Source organism: Undibacterium sp. 5I2 (assembly GCF_035019605.1).
In the GTDB taxonomy this organism is placed as follows: Bacteria; Pseudomonadota; Gammaproteobacteria; order Burkholderiales; family Burkholderiaceae_D; genus Undibacterium.
On sequence record NZ_JASJVS010000026.1, the window covers coordinates 40,404 to 60,045 of the forward strand.

Annotated in this window: 15 protein-coding genes; 10 read left to right on the forward strand and 5 right to left on the reverse strand. The window is 53.9% G+C overall.

All coding sequences use genetic code 11. The features are described from left to right. Positions 1 to 7 precede the first annotated feature (7 nt). Positions 8 to 481, reverse strand: a complete 474-nt coding sequence (locus tag QN359_RS10980) for a (2Fe-2S)-binding protein (protein WP_322250621.1) — start codon at positions 479 to 481, stop codon at positions 8 to 10. Between the two features lie 244 nt (positions 482 to 725). Here QN359_RS10980 and QN359_RS10985 point away from each other — a divergent pair, with 244 nt between their 5' ends. From QN359_RS10985 to QN359_RS11000, 4 genes are all read left to right on the forward strand, one after another. Next, the gene (locus QN359_RS10985) at positions 726 to 1,631 is read left to right on the forward strand and encodes an AraC family transcriptional regulator (RefSeq protein ID WP_322250622.1); all 906 of its coding nucleotides are present in this window, start codon (positions 726 to 728) and stop codon (positions 1,629 to 1,631) included. Positions 1,632 to 1,711: 80 nt separating this feature from the next. After that, positions 1,712 to 3,904: a S9 family peptidase gene (locus tag QN359_RS10990; protein WP_322250623.1), complete on the forward strand. Its 2,193-nt coding sequence runs from the start codon at positions 1,712 to 1,714 to the stop codon at positions 3,902 to 3,904. A 129-nt stretch (positions 3,905 to 4,033) separates the two neighbouring features. Next, positions 4,034 to 5,848, forward strand: a complete 1,815-nt coding sequence (locus QN359_RS10995; RefSeq protein WP_322250624.1) for a PAS domain-containing protein — start codon at positions 4,034 to 4,036, stop codon at positions 5,846 to 5,848. Continuing rightward, positions 5,838 to 8,294, forward strand: a complete 2,457-nt coding sequence (locus QN359_RS11000; RefSeq protein WP_322250625.1) for an EAL domain-containing protein — start codon at positions 5,838 to 5,840, stop codon at positions 8,292 to 8,294. Before QN359_RS10995 ends, QN359_RS11000 begins: the two co-directional genes overlap by 11 nt. Here QN359_RS11000 and QN359_RS11005 read toward each other — a convergent pair. Together QN359_RS11005 and grxD are read right to left on the reverse strand one after the other, a co-directional pair. Beyond that, positions 8,286 to 8,882, reverse strand: coding sequence for a UbiX family flavin prenyltransferase (locus tag QN359_RS11005; protein WP_322250626.1), 597 nt, complete (start codon positions 8,880 to 8,882; stop codon positions 8,286 to 8,288). The two genes, QN359_RS11000 and QN359_RS11005, sit on opposite strands and share 9 nt — an antisense overlap. Before the next feature lie 4 nt (positions 8,883 to 8,886). After that, positions 8,887 to 9,198, reverse strand: coding sequence for a Grx4 family monothiol glutaredoxin (gene grxD, locus QN359_RS11010; protein WP_322250627.1), 312 nt, complete (start codon positions 9,196 to 9,198; stop codon positions 8,887 to 8,889). A 210-nt stretch (positions 9,199 to 9,408) separates the two neighbouring features. On the opposite strand from grxD, the gene QN359_RS11015 reads away from it, so the two are divergent. Continuing rightward, on the forward strand, positions 9,409 to 11,334 hold the full coding sequence (locus tag QN359_RS11015; RefSeq protein ID WP_323503146.1) for a sigma-54-dependent Fis family transcriptional regulator: 1,926 nt from the start codon (positions 9,409 to 9,411) through the stop codon (positions 11,332 to 11,334). 4 nt (positions 11,335 to 11,338) lie between these two features. Here the strand turns inward: QN359_RS11015 and QN359_RS11020 are convergent, their stop codons facing one another. Together QN359_RS11020 and QN359_RS11025 are read right to left on the reverse strand one after the other, a co-directional pair. Further along, positions 11,339 to 12,133, reverse strand: coding sequence for an aldehyde dehydrogenase family protein (locus QN359_RS11020; RefSeq protein WP_322250629.1), 795 nt, complete (start codon positions 12,131 to 12,133; stop codon positions 11,339 to 11,341). A gap of 309 nt (positions 12,134 to 12,442) precedes the next feature. After that, the gene (locus tag QN359_RS11025) at positions 12,443 to 14,791 is read right to left on the reverse strand and encodes a Tex family protein (protein WP_322250630.1); all 2,349 of its coding nucleotides are present in this window, start codon (positions 14,789 to 14,791) and stop codon (positions 12,443 to 12,445) included. Between the two features lie 142 nt (positions 14,792 to 14,933). Here QN359_RS11025 and QN359_RS11030 point away from each other — a divergent pair, with 142 nt between their 5' ends. The 5 genes from QN359_RS11030 to QN359_RS11050 all read left to right on the forward strand — a co-directional run bounded on the left by QN359_RS11030 (position 14,934) and on the right by QN359_RS11050 (position 19,505). Beyond that, a complete protein-coding gene (locus tag QN359_RS11030) occupies positions 14,934 to 15,866 on the forward strand; it encodes an acyl-CoA thioester hydrolase/BAAT C-terminal domain-containing protein (protein WP_322250631.1) in 933 nt (310 codons plus the stop codon). A 188-nt stretch (positions 15,867 to 16,054) separates the two neighbouring features. Further along, complete coding sequence (locus tag QN359_RS11035) at positions 16,055 to 17,539, forward strand: hypothetical protein (protein WP_322250632.1); 1,485 nt, start codon at positions 16,055 to 16,057, stop codon at positions 17,537 to 17,539. A gap of 24 nt (positions 17,540 to 17,563) precedes the next feature. Further along, on the forward strand, positions 17,564 to 17,962 hold the full coding sequence (locus QN359_RS11040; protein ID WP_322250633.1) for a YcfL family protein: 399 nt from the start codon (positions 17,564 to 17,566) through the stop codon (positions 17,960 to 17,962). A gap of 41 nt (positions 17,963 to 18,003) precedes the next feature. Continuing rightward, the gene (lpoB, locus tag QN359_RS11045) at positions 18,004 to 18,618 is read left to right on the forward strand and encodes a penicillin-binding protein activator LpoB (protein WP_322250634.1); all 615 of its coding nucleotides are present in this window, start codon (positions 18,004 to 18,006) and stop codon (positions 18,616 to 18,618) included. Positions 18,619 to 18,677: 59 nt separating this feature from the next. Continuing rightward, positions 18,678 to 19,505 (forward strand): hypothetical protein, encoded by an 828-nt coding sequence (locus tag QN359_RS11050; protein WP_322250635.1) that lies wholly within the window; start codon positions 18,678 to 18,680, stop codon positions 19,503 to 19,505. The last annotated feature ends 137 nt before the right edge of the window (positions 19,506 to 19,642 follow it).

Genomic DNA, 19,642 nt, shown 5'->3' on the forward strand with positions numbered 1-19,642 from the left:
CATTCCTTCAGATGAGGGCGGTGGCGGCGTCGGATATGGCGGCGCGGATGCGGGCGTAGGTACCGCAGCGGCAGATGTTGCCGGCCATGGCGGAGTCGATTTGCTTGTTGGTCGGCAATTTGCCGTGCGGAAGTGATTTCAAGAAGGCGGTGGCGCTCATGATTTGTCCGCTTTGGCAGTAACCACACTGGGCGACATCGTGTTTCACCCAGGCCGCATGGACGGCATTGCCGACGCGATCGCTGCCGCCGGTGGCTGCTTCGATGGTGGTGATATTCTTTCCAGCAACAGCAGAGGCGGGCGTGACGCAGGAGCGAATCGCCTGACCATCGAGGTGGACGGTACAGGCACCGCACAAGGCTGCGCCGCAGCCGAACTTGGTACCGGTCAGTTGCAGCGAGTCGCGCAGCATCCATAATACCGGGGTGTCGGGCGGGACATCGACGCTGACAGCTTGGCCGTTGATAGTGGTAGTGATCATAATATGCTCCAGTAGGGGAGGGATAGACGGGACTGAGCGACACGGATCGCCGCACTCGGCTGGGCGGCGCAACGGCTGGCAGCCAGTATCGAAAAACACCGCTTATTGTCACCCGGCAAGGCTTAAAGTGGTTTGCCTGATTTGCTGCATTTCTTGCCTGATTCGCCGATTTCTGCTCGGAAGTGCAGAACCGAGTCGGGATGGTGCTAGGCTATGAACTTTATACGTGCGGCAACAATATCATATGGAAAAGCTACCTCAAACGCAACTCTCTAACAGCCACATCTTGCTTGAATTACTCAGCGCGATCGCTGCTACCGATGGCGATCACCTGACGTCTGTACCGGGTTTGACGATATATCGGCGCAGTAAGGTGAGCGAACCGATACATTGTATTTACGGTCTGGGATTGGGTTTGACTGTTCAAGGCAGTAAGCGGGTAAGCTTGGGTGGGGAGATTTTTGACTATGCTGCCGGGCAGTCGCTGGTGACTTCGCTCGATTTGCCTGTGTTGTCGTCGGTCACCAGCGCCAGTGAGGCGCAGCCATTTTTTGCACTCGGGCTGGCCTTGGATGCGCGCAGCATCGCGCAATGTGCGGCCGAAATGACTTTCCCTGCGGCGCACAACAAGCGTATCAGTCTGGCGATGTCGGTGTTGACCCTCGATGAAGGGGTGCTCGATACGCTGGTTCGTTTGCTGCGCTTGGTCAAGGAACCGCAACTGCTGCCTTTGCTGGCCCCCTTGATCAAGCAAGAGATGATCGTTCGATTGCTGCATGGCGGACATGGCCAGACCTTGCGTCATCTGATTCATGCCGGCTCGCCTGGGCAGCAAATCGCCAAGCTCATTTCATGGTTGAAGCAGCACTATACGGAAGATATTTCCATGCAGTTGCTGGCCACGCGGGCGCATATGAGTCCTTCAACGTTTCGGCAACATTTTCGCGCGGTGGCGGGCTTGAGTCCGCTGCAATACCTTAAGCAATTGCGCTTGCAAGATGCCCGTCAGCGTATGCTTAATCAGGATATTGACGCGGCCAGTGCCGCTATCCAAGTTGGTTATGAAAGCGCTTCCCAGTTCAGTCGCGAATACACGCGTTTGTTTGGCGCGCCACCACTGCGCGATATCCGCCGCGCCCGTGCTCAATAACAAATCCTGAGAAATGCCCGGTTCGCAGCGATAATAGCGCTCTTCATGAAATTCGCCATTTCCTTACAGGTCTAGTCATTATGAAAAAAACCGGAACATACCTGCTTTTGCTCAGTTTGAGCATGCTGTTGAGTAGTATGAGTTGCGCCGTTGAACCGCGCCAACTCAGTCTGGAGATGTTATATCACCCGCAAAAAAAGGAAAATTTCACGATCGCGCCGCTGACTGGCTTGAATTGGGATGGGCAGAATCGTTTGGTCGAGAGTCGTAGTAAAGACGGCGTCGTGACTTCCTTATTGATCAACCCGCTCAATTGGGAAAAGCAGGCGGCTTATTCGGACGCGCCGGTGCGTAAGTGGTTGCGCGCAGCCGGTATCGATGCGGCCGAAGCGCTGACGATTGCCGAACAACTGGCACCGAAAATCACCCCGGCCGTGAACCGTTACCTGTTTGTGTCGAAGCAGGATTTATGGCTGGTCGATCTTGCGGCAGCGGCGGTGCGGCGCCTTACGTATAGCCCGGAACAAAGTAAGGACGAGGCTTTACTGTCGCCCGACGGGCAAGCGGTGGCGTATTTGAAGGGCAATGATTTGTATCTGAGCGATGTCGCCAGCGCCAAAGAAACGCGTCTGACCAGCGGCGGCAGCGCGAGTAATCTCAATGGTCGGCACGATTGGGTGTATATGGAAGAAATTTACGGGCGCGGTACGATGCGGGCCTTCTGGTGGTCGCCGGATTCGCAGCGCTTGGCATTTTTAAATTTTGATGAAAGCCGCGTGCCGCTCTATACCCTCAGCGCTGATCATCGCAACCCGAGTACGAGTGTAGCGACACGGTATCCGCAAGCCGGTGATCCGAATCCAGTGGTGCGACTGGGTGTGGTTGATTTGACCGGACAAGTCAGTTGGAGCGCGAATCCATATGGCAGCGCCGAAACCCTGATCGTGCAGGTCGGCTGGACCCCGGATGGGCGTTTGCTGGCGTCTTGGCAAGACCGTGCACAAACCTGGTTGGATCTGCGCTTATACCAGCCAAGTCTGGGCGATAGTGAGGTGATGGTGCGCGAAACCAGTCCGGCTTGGACCGGACGTTTGCCTTTGCCACATTTTCTGCAGGATGGCGGCTTTATTTGGGAATCCGAGCGCAGCGGCCACATGCATCTGTACCGCTACGATAAGAATTTTCGCTTGCGCGCCGCACTCACCAGTGGCAACTGGGATGTCCGCAGCGTCGAGGGCATCGATCAGGTGCGCGGCCGTATCTTGTTGACGGCCAATGAACGTAATCTTATCGGCCGCGATGTGTATGCGCTCGCGCTTGAAGGTGGGCCCTTGCAACGCTTGAGCGAGGCCAAAGGCACGCACCTGGCGCGCTGGAATCATGATTACACCCAATTCATCGACAGCTGGAGCAGCTTGACGCAGCCGCCGGCGCAGGCGCTGGTGCGTGCCGATGGGGTGCAGATCAAACTGGTCGACGCTGCCGGGGTGCCGGCAGCGCTACAGGCGGTGCGGCGGGCTGGCGTATTGCATCAGCGCATCCCTGCACGCGACGGGACTTTGCTGGAGAGTTTGTTGTATCTGCCGCCCGACTTTGATGCGCATAAAAAATATCCGGTGTATCAGCATTTGTATGCCGGGCCGATGACGCCGATGGTGGTCGATCGCTGGAGTAATGACCTGTACTATCATTTCCTGGCCGAACAAGGCTATGTGGTGTGGATACTCGATAACCGTAGCGCCAGCAATCAGGGCCCAGTCAGCGCCTGGCCCATTTACCAGCGCTTGGGTGAGCTGGAGTTGCAGGATCAGCTCGATGGTTTGGCTTGGTTGGCGCAGCAAGGCTGGGCCGATATGGATAGAATTGCCTTGAATGGTTGGAGCTATGGCGGCTATTTTACCGCGTATGCCATGACCCACAGCAAGGCCTGGAAAATCGGCATGGTCGGTGCACCGGTCACCGATTGGCGTTTGTACGACAGTGTCTATACCGAGCGTTACATGGGTTTGCCCAGTGAAAATCAAGCCGGCTATGAGCGCAGCAGCGTATTGCAAGCGGCCGCGCAATTACACGGCAAAATTCTGATCATGCACGGCACCATGGACGACAATGTCCATCCGCAAAACAGCATCATGTTCATCGACGCCTTGATCAAACAGGGCCAAGACTACAGCTTGCAGCTCTACCCGGGGCAGGAACATGGGCCGCGCGGCGACGCGGTGATCTGGTCTTTGCAAAAAGCAAAGTGGGAGTTTTTGAAAAATAATTTGTAAACAAGGAAAATCGCGTTACATTCAATAGTTGATTTAAAGTCACATTTGTTGTGTATGCAGAAAGTTGTTTGTAATTGCTTTGATTCCAGATATATTGCACAGAATGTAATGTTTTCCGTGAGGTAACGTATGCATGACCTGCAGTCGAACGAGATTGAGCAACTGTTTTCCATGCTGATGGATGTATTGCCCATCGGTATAGCCGTGATTGGCCCAGACCTGCATCTGCGCTATATCAACGACCGCCATGCCGAGTTGAATCATTGCCCGAAAGATCAGCAAATCGGTCACCATGTGCGGGACTATTTGCCGCTGATCGCCGATCAGATTGAGGCCAAGTTACGGTTTGTGCTCGCTACCGATACGCCGCTGCTGCGCCAGACTATTCGCGCCGCAGCGGCCGATGAGCATGATGTCGCTGCGCACCGTCTGGCCTCGTATTATCCTTGGAACAGTGCGGATGGCAAGCGCAAAGGCGTGCTTGGCTTGATTCAAGACGCGACTGTCGACGATTTTCAAGAGCAGATACAGCAAGAGAGTCAGCAGCGCTTGCTCAGTGTGTTAGATAATCTGTTCGCTTTCGTCGGCGTGCTCGAACTCGACGGCACCTTGGTCAATGCGAATCGCGCACCGCTTGAGGCCGCCGGCATTGCTTTGAGCGATGTGATCGGGAAAAAATTCTGGGATTGTCATTGGTGGTCGTTTTCGCCCGCTTCGCAAGCCAATTTGCAAGCGGCGATCACGCGCTGCACGCAAGGGCAGTCGGTCCGTTGCGATGTGCAGATTCGACTGCGTGGTGAAGCGCTGGCGTGGATCGATTTCATGCTTTCGCCTTTGCGTGATGGGCAAGGGCGCATCACTCACCTGATTCCATCCGGCATAGACATCAGCCAACGCCATGCTGCGGAAGCGGCTTTGCACCGCTCGGAAGAGCAGTTACGCTCGGTGATCGAGTCGTCCGACGATGCCATTATCACCAAATCTCTCGATGGTATCGTCACGAGTTGGAATCCGGCGGCGGAGAATTTGCTCGGTTATACGGCGCAAGAAGCGATAGGGCAGCCGATGACGCAGTTTTTTCCGCCAGCACGGTTGCATGAAGAAAAAGAGCTGCTTGATAAAATTGCACGCGGCGAAAAAATCGCCGCATTCGAAACCGAACGTATCCATCAATCAGGCCGAATTGTGCATGTGGCTGTGACGATTTCGCCATTGCGTGACCGAGCCGGCAGCGTCATTGGTGCGTGTAAGCTGGCACGCGATATTTCACAGCAAAAAGCCCAGCGCGACATGCTCGAGCAAGCATTGTCGGAAAAAACCGCCTTGCTGCATGAAGTGCATCACCGAGTGAAAAATAATTTGCAAATCGTTTCGAGTCTGCTGAATCTGCAGGCACGTAAGGTTGCGCCCGAGGTCGCTCGCGTCCTGGCAGAAAGTCAGGGACGCATCAAAGCCATGGCGCTGATTCATCAGTTATTGTATGAATCACATAATATGTCGGAAATTAACCTGTATGAATTCCTGAAAAAACTACTCAATTTGTCGGCGACTTTGTACAGCGCTGACAAGCACTCGGTCAAGCTGCGTTTGCATGCACATCCCAGCCCTTTGGCACTCGATGTGCAACGCATGATACCGTGCGGTTTGGTGGTCAATGAATTGGTTCTCAATGCGATCAAACATGCCTTTGATGTCGGCCAAGACGGCGTGGTCTCGATTACACTGACCCATACCGGGCAGCAGTTGCGCATTGCCGTGGCCGATAACGGTCGCGGTCTGCCAGACGGTTTCCAATGGGGCGCACACTCCGGTCTCGGCAGTCAGCTGATTCCTATGTTCGTGCATCAGTTGCAAGGCGAATTAATTACCGAAAGCAGCGCGCACGGCGCATGCATCAGCGTTGTGCTCAATATGAATCAAGCGGAGAGGCATGATGCAAATTGAAAAAATTCTGATTGTCGAAGATGAACCGGTAGTCGCACTTGATTTGCAGCAGAGCTTGCTTGAGCTGGGTCATGAAGTCGTTGATATCAGCACGAATTTTGATGAAGCCATCGCTGCGGTCAGCGCGTTGATGCCGAGTTTGGTGCTCATGGATATACATATTGCCGGGCACTTGGACGGCATTGATGCATGCAATGAAATTTATCGCCGCTGGAAATTGCCGGTGATTTTTTTGACGGCCTACGCCGACGATAAAACCGTTGATCGCGCCACCCTCTGTAAGCCGTTCGGCTATGTGCTCAAACCGTTCGAGAGCAAGGAATTGTCAGCCGTTATTCAGGTCGCGCGGGTGCGCCACGATACCGAAGCTTTGTTGGCGAAATCGCAGCAGCGGCTGGCCCTGGCGCTGGATGCAGCTGAACTTGGCTGCTGGGAATGGGAAAGTCGGCTCAATGAATTCAGCGGCGATGAGCGTTTTCATCGAATTTGGGGAATGGCGCTACGGCCGTTTCAAACCGATTTGCAAGCGATGTTGGCATGTATTCACCCTGATGACAGGTCTATCGTTGAAGCGCATTTTTCTGATTCGGGCTTGTTCAGCACAGAATTTCGCGCCCGCCGCAGCAGCGGCCAGTACGCTTGGCTGGAAATATATGGCAAATTGCTGCTCGAACCAGCAGCACCGCGCTTGGTCATCGGTGCGATCCGTGACATCACTGCGCGTAAAACCATGGAGGAAAGTTTACGACGCGCCAGTGTGGTGTTCGATACCGCGGTCGAGGGGATGATGATACTCGATGTACAGGCTCGCATCATCACGGCCAATCCGGCATTTTTCAAGATGACCGGCTATGCGGCGGCCGATATTGAAGGTCGGTCGCCGACGGATTTTCTCATTGTGCGGCGCGACAGCGACCCGGCCTATGCCGATATCGCTGGCGGCGAAAGCGGATATTGGTCTGGCGAGGCGCCGTGCCTGTGCCGCGATGGGCGGATTTTGCCAACGCTGCAGCATATTTGTGTGGTCCGCAACGAGAGCGGTCATGATGCCCAGTTCGTTCATTCGATTTCCGATATCAGTTCCATCCGTGAAGCCGAGCGCCAGCTTGTGCACTTGGCTTATCATGATCCGTTGACCGGTCTGGGTAATCGCTATTTACTCGATCAACGGCTGGCATTGGAACTCGAGCGTGCGCGTCAGAGTGGTAGTTGGCTGGCGGTATTGTTCATCGACCTTGATGGTTTCAAGGCGATCAATGACACCATGGGCCACCATGTCGGCGATCGTCTGATCCAGGAAGCGGCCAAACGTATCGTCGGCCAGATTCGCCGCAATGATGAAGCGATACGCCTCGGTGGCGATGAGTTCGTGGTATTGATCACCGATTTGGGACAGGCAGCGGAGGCCGATATGGTTGCCGAAAAAATATTGAAAACACTGCTTGAGCCGCAACAGATTGAAGAATTACAGTTCAAAATCGGTGCCAGCATCGGCGTGGCGAAATTTCCCGGTGATGGGAACACCTTGGGTGAATTGCTCAGCGCCGCCGACAGCGCGATGTATGAAGCCAAGCGGCGTGGCAAAGGGCGCATTTGCTATTACTCCAATGACCTCACTGAGAATGTCCGTACCCGGCTTAATATCGAGCAAAGTCTGCATCGTGCCTTGGAATATGAGGAATTCGAATTGTATTATCAACCGGTGATCGAGACATCGACTGCGCGTCTGATCGGTTTTGAAGCTTTATTGCGCTGGCATCATCCGGTAGCCGGTTTGATTGGTCCAGATCAGTTCATACAGATTGCCGAAGAAAGCGGTTTGATCGAAGCGATCGGTGCTTGGGTGTTGGACCAAGCCTTGGCACAATTGCAGCGCTGGAATACGCATCTGGTACAGCCCTTGTTTATGGCCGTCAATGTCTCACCGCGGCAGTTTCAGAACGAGGGTTTGCAGGCCTTGATAGAGGCTGCCTTGCTGCGTCATAGTGTGCCGGCGGCGTGTCTGGAAATCGAGATTACTGAATCGACCTTACAGGATTTTCATCGTAGTCGCAAAATCGTCGATGCCATGCGCAAGCTCGGCGTGAGCGTGGCGATTGATGATTTCGGCACCGGCTATTCCTCGATTGCTTTGCTGCGTCACTTGGCAATTTCGCGCATCAAGATCGATCGCTCGTTCGTGTCAGCTTTGCCCGGTTCTTCCCGTGATGTCGGTTTGGTCGGGACCATCATGGGCATGGCCAAGAGTCTTGATTTGTTGGTGACGGCTGAAGGTATAGAAATCCGCGAGCAGGCCGCTGTTCTACGTGAGATGGGATGCCCGGCGATGCAGGGCTATTTATTCGGTCATCCCCTGCCGGCGAGCGCCTATACGCCCGACTGGTTCAGTGGTGCCGGACGTGCCGGTAGCTTCGATGCGCTCGCTTGTCTCAGTCAGTCAGTTTGATTGACTGTCGGCTTTCAGACCGTGCCAACGTGGCGTCAGTTCGTGCGTAATGGCGAACATATCGAGTACCCGGCCGACGGTATGGTCGACCATTTCAGCGATCGATTGCGGCCGGTGATAGAAGCCCGGCAGCGGCGGGAAAATGATGCCACCCATTTCGGTGACGGCAGTCATATTGCGCAGATGGGCCAAGTTGAACGGCGTTTCGCGCACCATCAACACCAGACGGCGGCGCTCTTTGAGCACCACATCGGCGGCACGCGTGATCAGATTATCGGATAAACCATGGGCGATGGCGGCTAAGGTTTTCATCGAACACGGTGCAATCACCATGCCATCCGACAGAAACGAGCCGCTGGCGATGCTGGCACCGATATCGCGCACATGGTGTACCACATCGGCGAGCGCTTCGACATCTTTGCGTTTGAGGTCCAGTTCCTGATGCACCGTCAGCAGCGCCGCTTCTGAAATCAGCAAGTGGCTTTCTACCCCGGGCAAGTCGCGCAGCACTTCGAGCAGCCTGACCCCATAGACAGCGCCAGTGGCACCAGTGATGGCGACGATCAGACGCAGTGGGGCGGTGCTCATTGGCTTAATCTTTGAGCAAGGTTTGCAGTTCGCCGTTATCAAACATTTCATTCATGATGTCTGATCCACCGACGAATTCACCCTTGACATACAACTGCGGTACCGTTGGCCAGTTGGAAAAATCCTTGATGCCTTGACGTACTTCCGGGTCTTCCAAGACATTGATGGTCACCAGATTTTGCACGCCGCAAGTTTTCAGCAATTGTACGGCACGGCCGGAAAAGCCACATTGTGGAAACTGGGCAGTTCCCTTCATAAATAAGACCACTGCGTTTTGGTCTACGGTTTCTTTAATCCAGCTTTGTACGTCGCTCATGATGGGTTCCTTATAAAACGAATGTTGGCATTATCCCAGATTTTTGTCATGAGTGCGCTCAAGACACGCGTGCAGTCAATTGCGGCGAAATTGATCGCATCCAATACGGTTTAAATGATGTCGTGCTCAAAATTCAAAACAATGTTACATTATTTAACATTTGGTCGACCTTACAGGTAACAAATTGTCTCGGAGAGAGCAATGCACGATATGGCAAACAACACAGACGCCCTCAGCGTAGCTGTGTCGCAAGCGTGTGTCGGTGCGCCTGCCGGTTTAGTGGTGGGTGCCGATCAGGGGCTGATTGCGCAAGCTCATGGTCGTTCCGCCGCCTACGGCGTACAAAGAAGCGCACGGCCCGACTACGAACTGCTCGGCAAGAGCGATTTGGCCGACTTGCTGGAGCAAAATCGTCAATTGAGCAGCCACGCTTTGCCTATGATGGAAGTACTTTACGAGCAAATCGCCACGACACGTCATATGGTGGTGTTGACTGACATGCGCGCACGTATTTTGCACTCGCTGGGCCAGGACGCGTTTCTTTCCAGCGCCGACCGCCTTGGCTTCCATCCCGGTGTCGCGTGGTCGGAGCAAAGCCAAGGCACGAATGCGATCGGCACGGCCATCGCTGGCTTGCGCCCGACCAGCGTGCATGGTGATGAGCATTATTTGTATGCTAACCACCGTCTATCCTGTTCTGCCGCACCTATTTTCGACCCCTATGGAAAATTGATCGGGGTCTTGGATGTCACCGGGGAGCGCGAGTTTTTTCATCAACATACGCTGGCGCTGGTACGCATGTCGGCACAGATGATAGAAAACCATCTGTTCAATGAAACATTTCAACAAACCGTCAAATTGCATTTTCACAGCCGGCCTGCATTCCTTGGAACGCTGATGGAAGGTGTGGCCTGTTTTAATCCTGAGGGACAATTTCTTTCGGCCAATCGCAGTGGCATAGCTCAAATCGGTTTGTCCTTGGCCGCTTTACGGACACATAGTTTCAGTTCCTTGTTCGGCTTGCCAATTTCTGCCGTCAGCGATCGCTCGGTAGGCCCGGGCATGTTGCAACTGACTCTGCCCAATGGTTTGAAGGTGGCGGCGCGCTGGTCTAACTTACATTTGGCAAAATCACCATTTCAACTGACGCTGCAAAATACGCGTAGCGACCGTGCCGATTTGATACGCCAGTCAGCGGCCACAAGGCCGGTGCATAATTTGGCTTGGCTCAATACCGGCGATACGCATATCGCGCTGTCGATAGAGAAATTACGCAAGGTGATAGGACGTGGTATTTCCATCCTGCTGACCGGCGAGACCGGTACCGGTAAGGAATGGATGGCGCGCGCAATACACCAAGATTCACCGCGCCAGACGCAAGCTTTTGTGGCACTCAATTGTGCTTCGATTCCGGAGTCCTTGATCGAATCAGAATTGTTCGGTTACGAAGAGGGGGCGTTTACCGGCGCGCGCAAAAAAGGCCAGATCGGCAAAATTTTACAGGCCGATGGCGGCACCTTGTTTCTCGATGAAATCGGCGACATGCCTTTGAATTTGCAGGCGCGCTTGTTGCGGGTTTTGCAGGAAAGAATGATTACCCCCTTGGGCAGCGATCGTGCGATTGCCATCGACATAGCCCTGATTTGCGCCACCAACCGCCCATTGCGCGAGATGATAGCCAAGGCCAGCTTTCGTGATGACTTGTATTATCGCCTCAATGGTTTAGTCGTCAAATTGCCACCCTTGCGTGAACGCAGCGATCTCGCCGTGATTATCGATCGCTTGTTGCAGAGTGCGGAATTGGGGCTGGGTTACCGGCTGGCCGATGAAGTCTTCGACTTGTTCTTGCGACATACTTGGCCCGGTAATTTCCGCCAATTAAGTACCTTGCTGAAAACGGCGATGCTCATGACCGGTGGCGAGCGCGAAATCCGTTTTGAGCACTTGCCCGACGATTTCCTCGAAGACGCCGGCATCGCCGCGCCAGGCGCGGCGGCACCGGCCGCCGGCACCATGGATCAGATCGCCGTGAGTGTGATTCAAAGCAGCCTGGCTTCGCACGCTGGCAATGTCTCCGCCACCGCGCGTTCGCTCGGCATATCGCGTAACACGATCTATCGTAAGCGACGCGAATGAATGCTCAGCGTGCCGAGCTGAGTCGCTGCTTCAAGGGCGAGGCTTGCTCGATATATTGCAAAATCAGCAGGCCGGTGCCGGTTTCTCCGGTGACAATAACAGGGCTGAGTCGCTTACTGGCGGCCAGATGTTTGCCGGCTTCATGGGCAAAACCATTGACGATATTGACCACTCCCGGCGGCAATAAATCGGCGATCAATTCCATCAGTACCATGATCGATGCCGGCGTTTGTTCGGCCGGCTTGAGTACAATGGTATGACCGGCGGCCAGTGCCGGGACTAGCTTGCAGATTGCTGCCAGCATGGGAAAAGTGGCCGGTAAAATATGGGCAGTGACGCCCGGCAGTCGCTCGATATGGTAGGCCAGCACGTGCCTGGCCAATGCACTCGGGGTTTGTGCGTGTGCGGCGATGCAATTGGCGGTGTAACGACAATGGTCAATTGCCAGCGGAATGTCGGCCGCCGTGGTGTCGTAAATCGGGCTGCCACTGTCCAGCGTTTCTGCCATCGCCAGCAAGGCCAAATTGCTTTCCATGCGTTCGGCTATCTGAATCAGCAATTGCGCCCGTTGGCTCGCTGAGCTGGCGGCCCAGAGCGGTGCAGCGGCATGGGCGGCATTGAGCGCGAGTTCGATATCGGCGTTGCAAGAGCGTGCCACTTCGCAAAAGGTTTTTCCGAAAATCGGACTACTGTTTTTAAAATACACGCCGTTGACAGGCGCGCTGAATTTTCCATCGATGAAATTATCGTAACGTTGGCGATAGGGGTTGCTGATACCTAATTTGCTGATGTCGGCCATGTTCATGATGTGTGGTGTCCTGTCGATTGAGTTTTTTCTCTGCTGTCGTATGAGGGCAGGGACAGCCTGCCACTCAAAATATATTTAGCAATCGGCATGCCAGCAAAATCGCTACGCTTGTTTAGTTCTGGTTGCATCGAATTGTCGGTAAGTTCGCCTTGCTTACGGCAAGTCTAGTAAACACGTTTTGTTGCCGAATTCAACAGCCTCGCGGTGACTGTTTCAATCTGGCACACAGGCGACTGCTTGCTTGTTTTGGACAAAAAAAACGGAGGCCCTTAGGCCTCCGTGTTCGTCTGCAGAATTGAATCAGCTGCGCAGTTTGGCAAACGCCGCCGCCATGGCGTTGCCTGAAGGCGCAGCTGCCGGAGCTTGCGAGCGGTGTTGTTGCAAGCGTTTGGTGTCATTGCGATCGGCGCGTTGTTCCGGCTTGCTGCCTGCTTGTGGGGCAGAATCAGTCAGACGCATGGTCAAGGCGATACGTTGCCGTTTTACATCGACTTCGAGTACCTTGACTTTGACAACTTGACCAGCTTTGACCACGCTGTGCGGATCTTTGACGAAGGTATGCGAGAGTGCCGAAATGTGTACCAAGCCATCTTGATGAACGCCAATATCGACAAAAGCACCAAAGGCGGCCACGTTGGTGACGACGCCTTCCAAGATCATGTCTGGCAGCAAATCTTTGATTTGCTCGACGCCATCTTTAAAGGTGGCCGTAGTAAATTCAGGACGCGGATCACGGCCCGGTTTTTCCAATTCAGCAAGAATATCGCTGATGGTTGGAATACCGAATTTCTCGTCGGCATACTTGACAGGGTTGAGCGATTTCAACAGCCCAGCATCACCGATCAGCGACTTGATTTCTTTTTTTAAATCAGCCAGAATTTTTTCTACCAGAGGGTAAGATTCCGGGTGTACTGCCGAGGCATCAAGCGGATTGCTGCCGTTCATAACCCGTAAAAAACCGGCGGCTTGCTCGAAGGTTTTGTCGCCAAGGCGTGGCACGGCACGCAAGTCGGCACGCGAAGTAAACATACCTTTGGCGTCACGGAAATTGACTATGCTTTGTGCCACACTGCTGGATAAACCCGATACGCGCGCCAGCAACGGTGCCGAAGCGGTGTTGACATCAACCCCGACGGCATTGACGCAATCTTCGACCACGGCATCGAGCGAGCGCGCCAGCTGACTTTGGCTGACATCATGCTGGTATTGGCCCACCCCGATCGATTTCGGATCGATCTTGACCAGTTCGGCCAAAGGATCTTGCAAGCGGCGGGCAATCGAGACCGCACCGCGTATCGAGACATCGAGATCAGGCAATTCTTTGGAGGCGAATTCGGAAGCCGAATACACCGAGGCACCGGCTTCAGATACCACGATTTTAGTCAGTTTCAAATCCGGTTTGAGTTTGATCAGATCTTGCGCCAGCTTATCGGTTTCGCGCGAGCCCGTGCCATTCCCGATGGAAATCAGCGAGACATTATGCTTTGCGGCAAGAACTGCCAGCGTTTGCAGCGCGCCATCCCAATCGTTGCGTGGCTGATGCGGATAAATCGTGGCATAGTCGAGCACCTTGCCGGTGGCATCGACGATGGCGACTTTGACGCCGGTGCGCAGACCAGGATCGAGACCCATGGTGGCACGTGGTCCGGCCGGAGCGGCCAGCAGCAGCGCTTTCAGATTGCGCGCGAAAACATTGATGGCTTCAATCTCTGCTTGCTCGCGCAATTTCCCCATCAGTTCGGTTTCCAAGTGCATGAACACTTTGACGCGCCAAGCCCAGCGTACGGTGTCGGCCAGCCATTTATCGGCCGGACGGTCTTTTTGGCTGACGCCGAAACGAGCGGCGATGCGACTCTCGCAAGGATTGAGCGGCGCATCCCATTTCGGTTTTTCCACTTCGCTGTCGAGCCGCAGGGTAACGCTGAGCATTTCTTCACGCCGGCCGCGGAACAAGGCCAGCGCACGGTGCGAGGGAATCGTCACGAGGTTTTCGGTGTAGTCGAAGTAATCGGCGAATTTTTCGCCGGCTTCTTCTTTACCAGGCACGACTTTCGATTCGACCACGCCATGGTCGTTGATGTATTCACGTAAAGCCTGCAGCAGGGTGGCATCTTCGGCGAAGCGTTCCATCAAAATTTGACGGGCACCATCGAGCGCGGCTTTAACGTCAACGACGCCGGGGTTATCGCCCTGATCGGTGGTAAACGGCGCTTTCAAATACGCTGCCGCTTCGGTCTCAGGATGCAGCAGAGGGTTGTCGAGCAGGGCTACGGCCAAGGGCAGTAAGCCGGCTTCGGTGGCGATCTGTGCTTTGGTGCGACGTTTCAATTTGTACGGCAGGTACAGATCTTCGAGACGGGTTTTATCTTCGGCATGCACGATCGCATCGAGCAACACCGGCGTCATTTTTCCTTGTTCTTCTATCGATGAAATGATGGCTGCCCGTCGGTCTTCGAGCTCGCGCAAGTAGCGCAGCCGCTCTTCGAGCAGGCGCAACTGGATGTCGTCGAGCCCGCCGGTGACTTCCTTGCGGTAACGCGCAATAAACGGCACGGTCGCACCTTCGTCGAGCAGGGCTACGGCGGCGGCAACCTGAACTGGCTTGGCAGCGAGTTCTACGGCGAGTCTTTGTTCAATCGATGGCAGCATAAATCCAGACAATAAAAAGCAATCAAGGCGCAGATGATACCCAATTTCCGCCGATGCGCCAGTCTTGACAGGCGCGCGCTGTGGGGTTAGAAGGGAAAAGTGCGACGAAAATTTTCGTTATCGGCAATAACAAGGAAACCCTGTGCCCGGCTTACGCTTACTCGTTTTTATTGGTCTGATGTCGGTGATGCCGCTCTTGATGGCGTTTGAATTGGTGCCACAGCGCATGCAATTCGAGGATGGGGGGAGTGCGCTGTATTATGTTTTTGATAAACATTTGGCGGCGGCCGAGGATACTGAGGCGGCACTGGTGAATGTGATGTTTGTCGTCGCCGGCGCTGGTTGTCGCAGCATGGGAAGTATTTTGCCCGCGTATTTCACCGGATTCGAGGGCGAATCCGGGCGCAGCCGTATTTTCGTATTACAAAAACGCTTTATTGCCGCATTGTCCGACGGCCAACGCTGCAGCGCCGAGTTTGTTCGTGCCGACCATCTATCGCAATGGCGGGCCGACCAGTTGGCCTTCATTCGTGCGCGCTTGGCAGAGCTGGGTGGCGCACCACAGCGCGTGGTGTTGTTCGGTATTTCTGAAGGGGCGGAATTGCTGCCTTTGTTGGCGGCGGCCTTGCCGCAAACAACGCATTTGGTTTTGCTCTCACATAGTGGGATGAATGCCGGCACCGTCTATCGTGCGCTGGCGGCTGAGTATCCGCATATGGCGCGCGGTTGGCAGCAATTACAAGCCGCACTGGCGCTGCGTCCGGCCGACCCGACGCAGCTCTTGATTCATGGTCGCAGCTGGCTTTACTGGGATGAAATACTCAATTTGCCGCAGAGTCAGGGCTTGCTGGAAAGTAATTTGCCGATCTTGCTCGGCGTCGGCGAGGCGGACAGTTTGATCCCGCCGCATTCTTTGGATAAATTACAACAATTATTTGCCTCGGCCGGATCGCAGCGCTTGGTAATACGAGGTTTCCCGCAGGCTGATCATGGATTGCAGGGGCCATATCGCAATTATCTGGCAGACTTTATGTGGCAGTTTGAGCTTTGGTTGCAAGAAGGAAATAGCCCTTGAGGCAGCAAGCTTAAAAAGTGTGGTTTTGTGATTCAGATTGGCATTAATTTCCATCCGGTAAAGTGACAAAAAAGCATAACTTTCATATAATCACCATCTTCAAAGCAATAAAATGCTCTCAAACTCATTCGGCTATGCCTGTGCGCATGCTGGGTAGACCTTTTTTCTTACTTTTTTGATCGCTCCCTATGCGCTTGCATGCTTTTTCGCTGACCCCGCTGGCCCTTGCTTTGATCTTGAGTGGTTGCGCCACTGCGCCAACACATGACAGTAAAGTCGCCAGCTCCCTGAGCGTAGTCAAAACCGGCAATATCGATGATGCGATTAAGCAGGTGGAGCAACAGACCCAAGGCAAGAATGAAAAAGATTTGCTGCTGAACTTGGAAAAAGGCGAGCTCATGCGCGTCGGTAAGCGCTACCAAGAGAGTTTGGATGCCTTCGGTGTGGCCGATGTCAGTGTCAAGGCTTGGGAAGAGACGGCCAAATCGAATCCGCAAAAGCTGATGGGACAGATCGGCGCTTTGTTCATGGGTGATGCCAGTCGCGATTATGAAGGTCAGGATTACGAAAAAGTCATGTTGACGATCAGAATGGCGATGGATCGCATCAATCTCGGCGACCTCGATACCGCCCGTGTCGATATCAAACGCACGCACGAACGCGAAGCGGTGATTGCCGAATTCCGCTCGAAAGAAACGCTGGAAGCGGAAGACGATGCAAAAAGCAAAGGTGTAAAAACTGGTAGCAAGGAATTAAGCGGCTACCCAGTGGAAACCCTGAATGACCCAGCCGTGCTGCAACTCAAAAACGGTTACCAAAACGCCTTGGGCCATTATCTTGCCGGATTCGTCTATGAAGCCTTGAACGAACCAGGCTTGGCCGCACCGGGCTATCGCAAGGCGATAGAATTGCGTCCGGAATTGCCGGTGTTGGAAGATGGCTTGAAAGGTTTGGATCAACGCACCAGTTTTCGCCGCAAGAAAGGCATGACCGATGTGCTGTTTGTCATCGAAGCCGGTAATTCTCCGGCGCGGCTGTCGAAAAAGATCGCCTTCCCGGTACCGACCGGGCGCGGCTTGATCACGGTATCGTTTGCTTTCCCAGTTATCTATCCTGACAAAGATGCGCCAGTCATCAATTCGTTTGCGGTCGGCAGCCAGATTTTGCCGACGGCGATGGTGGCCGATTTCAATGTCATGGCACGTCGGGCCTTGAAAGATGAATTGCCGGGCATTCAAACCCGTGCGGCGATTCGCGCGGTCACCAAAGCGGTGGCGCAAGATCAGGTGAATAAGCATCTGGGTCCCTTGGCTGGTTTGGCTGCCAATATTGCCGTAGCTGCCACCGAAAGCCCGGCCGACGACCGTATGTGGCGCAGTTTGCCGGAACGGGTGTTCATTGCCCGCGCCTTTTTAGCTCCGGGCGATTACAACATCAATTTCTCCGGCCGCTCCGGTGACACGACCAAAGTGACTGTCGACGGTCGCTATATGGTGGTGCCGGTACGCCTGTATCCGACGCAAACCTATCTGGGCGACCAAGCAAAATTTGGCACTGTGACACCTGCTGCACAAATTGCCGCTGAGCCAGTATCTAAACCGCTGACGAAAAAACCTGTCGCCAAAAGCAGCAAGCCGGTGGCTGCTGCTGTCGTCAGCAGCCAATCCAACTGATTCTATTGATAAGGACGAGTACTCATGAATTCCAAACTCTTCGCGGCAGCCATCACGCTCGGTCTCGCCTGCAGTATCGCTCCGGCGCTGGCAGCAGATGAAGTGCCGAATGCCGTCTCGCCTGGCATCGCTGCCAAGTTGATCGTGCGCGGTACGCTCGAAGGCGTACAAGTGACCGACTTACGTTCACAGAAACGCAATGAAGTCTTGGTCGTACAAGCCGAGATGTTCAATACCACGGTCAAAGATGTGCGGATTTATTATCGCTTTCGCTGGACCGATCCGGCTGGCATGCAAGTCGGCGACGGAGAAGTGTGGAAACCGTTGATGATCTTGGGTAAACAATCCCAACTGGTCAAGGCCACCGCTTACGGCCCGCAAGCGGTCGACTTCAAAATCGAAATGAGTGCTGAGCCACGCTGAGCTGGCGAGTGTTGATTATTTTTAAGAACTAAGGAGTGTGTATGTCCCGTTTTGTTTCTGTTTCAAAATCTCTGTGTCTGCTGGCGCTGCTGGCGGCTGCCCTGTCGGCTTGTCAAACCCGTTTGTCACAACCGACTGTCAGCCTGGCTCGTCAAGTCAGCTATGGTGATAATAAGGCCGTCGAAACCGTCACCAACGAATTCGGTTCCACCGATTTGCAGATGATCGCAGAAAAAATGGTCGGTTCCTTGCTCGAAGATCCAGTGCTCAGCGGTCGTCCTAGCCTGACTCTGGCTGGGGTGCGCAATAAAACCAGCGAATACATCGATACCAAATCGATTATGAATACCATACAGACCGCCTTGGTAAAAAGCCGCAAAGTCAAAATGACGCGCAGTGCCGATGAAATGCAGCAAGGCGTCGATGAATTGCAGCGCCAAAATCAAAGCGGACTCTACAAAGCCCAAGGTAAGGCCAAAATTGGCAATATGGCGGCGGCTAAGTATTCCCTCGAAGGCGAAATCGTTTCCATCGTTAAGCAAAATGCCACGACCAAGGACGTGTTTTACAAAATGACGCTCAAACTCTATGACATCGAAGATGGCTCCATCGAGTGGCAAGAAGAAAAAGAAATTCGCAAAACTTCCAAAAAATAATGTCCTGTGGGCACCGCAACCGGTGTCCACTTGCCTCTGCCCTAAGTAAAGGAAGCATGATGTTTCATATTAAACAAGTCATGGCCGCGCTGTTGTGCTCGGCCGGCGCCTTCAGCGCTTATGCTGCTGAGCCAAAAATTGCCGTCACCGATTTGACCTACGAAGAGAAGGTCAGCGAGTATTTTCATGTGGTTGCGGCCACTAGTAAGAGCAGTGTCAAAGGCAGTTACAGCGAGCGCGAAACCGACCGCAGTTACTCTCAACGCGGTAATATCAATGCTAAAAGCGAGAGCAGCTATTATGAAGCCGAAGGCACTTACACCTACATCGATCGCGGTGAGTTGAAAAACTATACGGCCGACCTCAAAGGTGCCATGCTCAAAGGTGGCGGTGTGCGCATTACGGAAGTGCGTCCGTATGTCGGCAAACCTATGGAAAAAATTTACGACATCATCGGTCGCATCAAACAGGGTATGTATCCGGGTGCCGATTATGTGTTGTTCGGTACGGTCAGCAGTATCCAGTTCCGTCAGGAAACTAACCAGTTGCAATACGGAAATTCCATGACAGCCAGCTTATCGCTCGATCTGGTAGCGGATTTTAATTTGATCAATACCAAGACCTTTGAAATCAAAGCGGCTTTCAGCGCCAGCGGTGCCGGCGTCGATACCAAGATCATCAGTCGTGCCGGTGATCATGTCACATTCAACCGCGGCAAAGTGATACAAGAAACGTCGCGCAGTTTGGCTGATGCCGCCTATGGTGAGTTGATGGTGCAGTTCGGCGTGCCGCGCGGTGCGAATCGCGCTTCGTATCAGAACAATAACAATAATGGGCAAATGATCGCTCCACCGGCAGTTTCTGAGCCGGTCACGGTTTACCATTGAGCATTGTTTGTCGGCAGCAGCAAGACGCTGCCGGGTAAACAAAAAAGCCGGCGCGATGCAGTAATGCCGTTCAGTTAAGACTGAACGGCATTTTTATTTAGTGGTTGTAAACGTTACGGCATGCTGTTAACCTTCGT

What these genes read in the sequence shown, in the direction of transcription:
- QN359_RS10995 (WP_322250624.1), top strand. Translation starts at nt 4,034, where the DNA reads ATGCATGACCTGCAGTCGAACGAGATTGAGCAACTGTTTTCCATGCTG.
- QN359_RS10990 (WP_322250623.1), top strand. Translation starts at nt 1,712, where the DNA reads ATGAAAAAAACCGGAACATACCTGCTTTTGCTCAGTTTGAGCATGCTG.
- QN359_RS11040 (WP_322250633.1), top strand. Translation starts at nt 17,564, where the DNA reads ATGAATTCCAAACTCTTCGCGGCAGCCATCACGCTCGGTCTCGCCTGC.
- grxD (WP_322250627.1), bottom strand. Translation starts at nt 9,198, where the DNA reads ATGAGCGACGTACAAAGCTGGATTAAAGAAACCGTAGACCAAAACGCA.
- lpoB (WP_322250634.1), top strand. Translation starts at nt 18,004, where the DNA reads ATGTCCCGTTTTGTTTCTGTTTCAAAATCTCTGTGTCTGCTGGCGCTG.
- QN359_RS10980 (WP_322250621.1), bottom strand. Translation starts at nt 481, where the DNA reads ATGATCACTACCACTATCAACGGCCAAGCTGTCAGCGTCGATGTCCCG.
- QN359_RS11050 (WP_322250635.1), top strand. Translation starts at nt 18,678, where the DNA reads ATGTTTCATATTAAACAAGTCATGGCCGCGCTGTTGTGCTCGGCCGGC.
- QN359_RS11015 (WP_323503146.1), top strand. Translation starts at nt 9,409, where the DNA reads ATGGCAAACAACACAGACGCCCTCAGCGTAGCTGTGTCGCAAGCGTGT.
- QN359_RS11035 (WP_322250632.1), top strand. Translation starts at nt 16,055, where the DNA reads ATGCGCTTGCATGCTTTTTCGCTGACCCCGCTGGCCCTTGCTTTGATC.
- QN359_RS11000 (WP_322250625.1), top strand. Translation starts at nt 5,838, where the DNA reads ATGCAAATTGAAAAAATTCTGATTGTCGAAGATGAACCGGTAGTCGCA.
- QN359_RS10985 (WP_322250622.1), top strand. Translation starts at nt 726, where the DNA reads ATGGAAAAGCTACCTCAAACGCAACTCTCTAACAGCCACATCTTGCTT.
- QN359_RS11005 (WP_322250626.1), bottom strand. Translation starts at nt 8,882, where the DNA reads ATGAGCACCGCCCCACTGCGTCTGATCGTCGCCATCACTGGTGCCACT.
- QN359_RS11025 (WP_322250630.1), bottom strand. Translation starts at nt 14,791, where the DNA reads ATGCTGCCATCGATTGAACAAAGACTCGCCGTAGAACTCGCTGCCAAG.
- QN359_RS11020 (WP_322250629.1), bottom strand. Translation starts at nt 12,133, where the DNA reads ATGGCCGACATCAGCAAATTAGGTATCAGCAACCCCTATCGCCAACGT.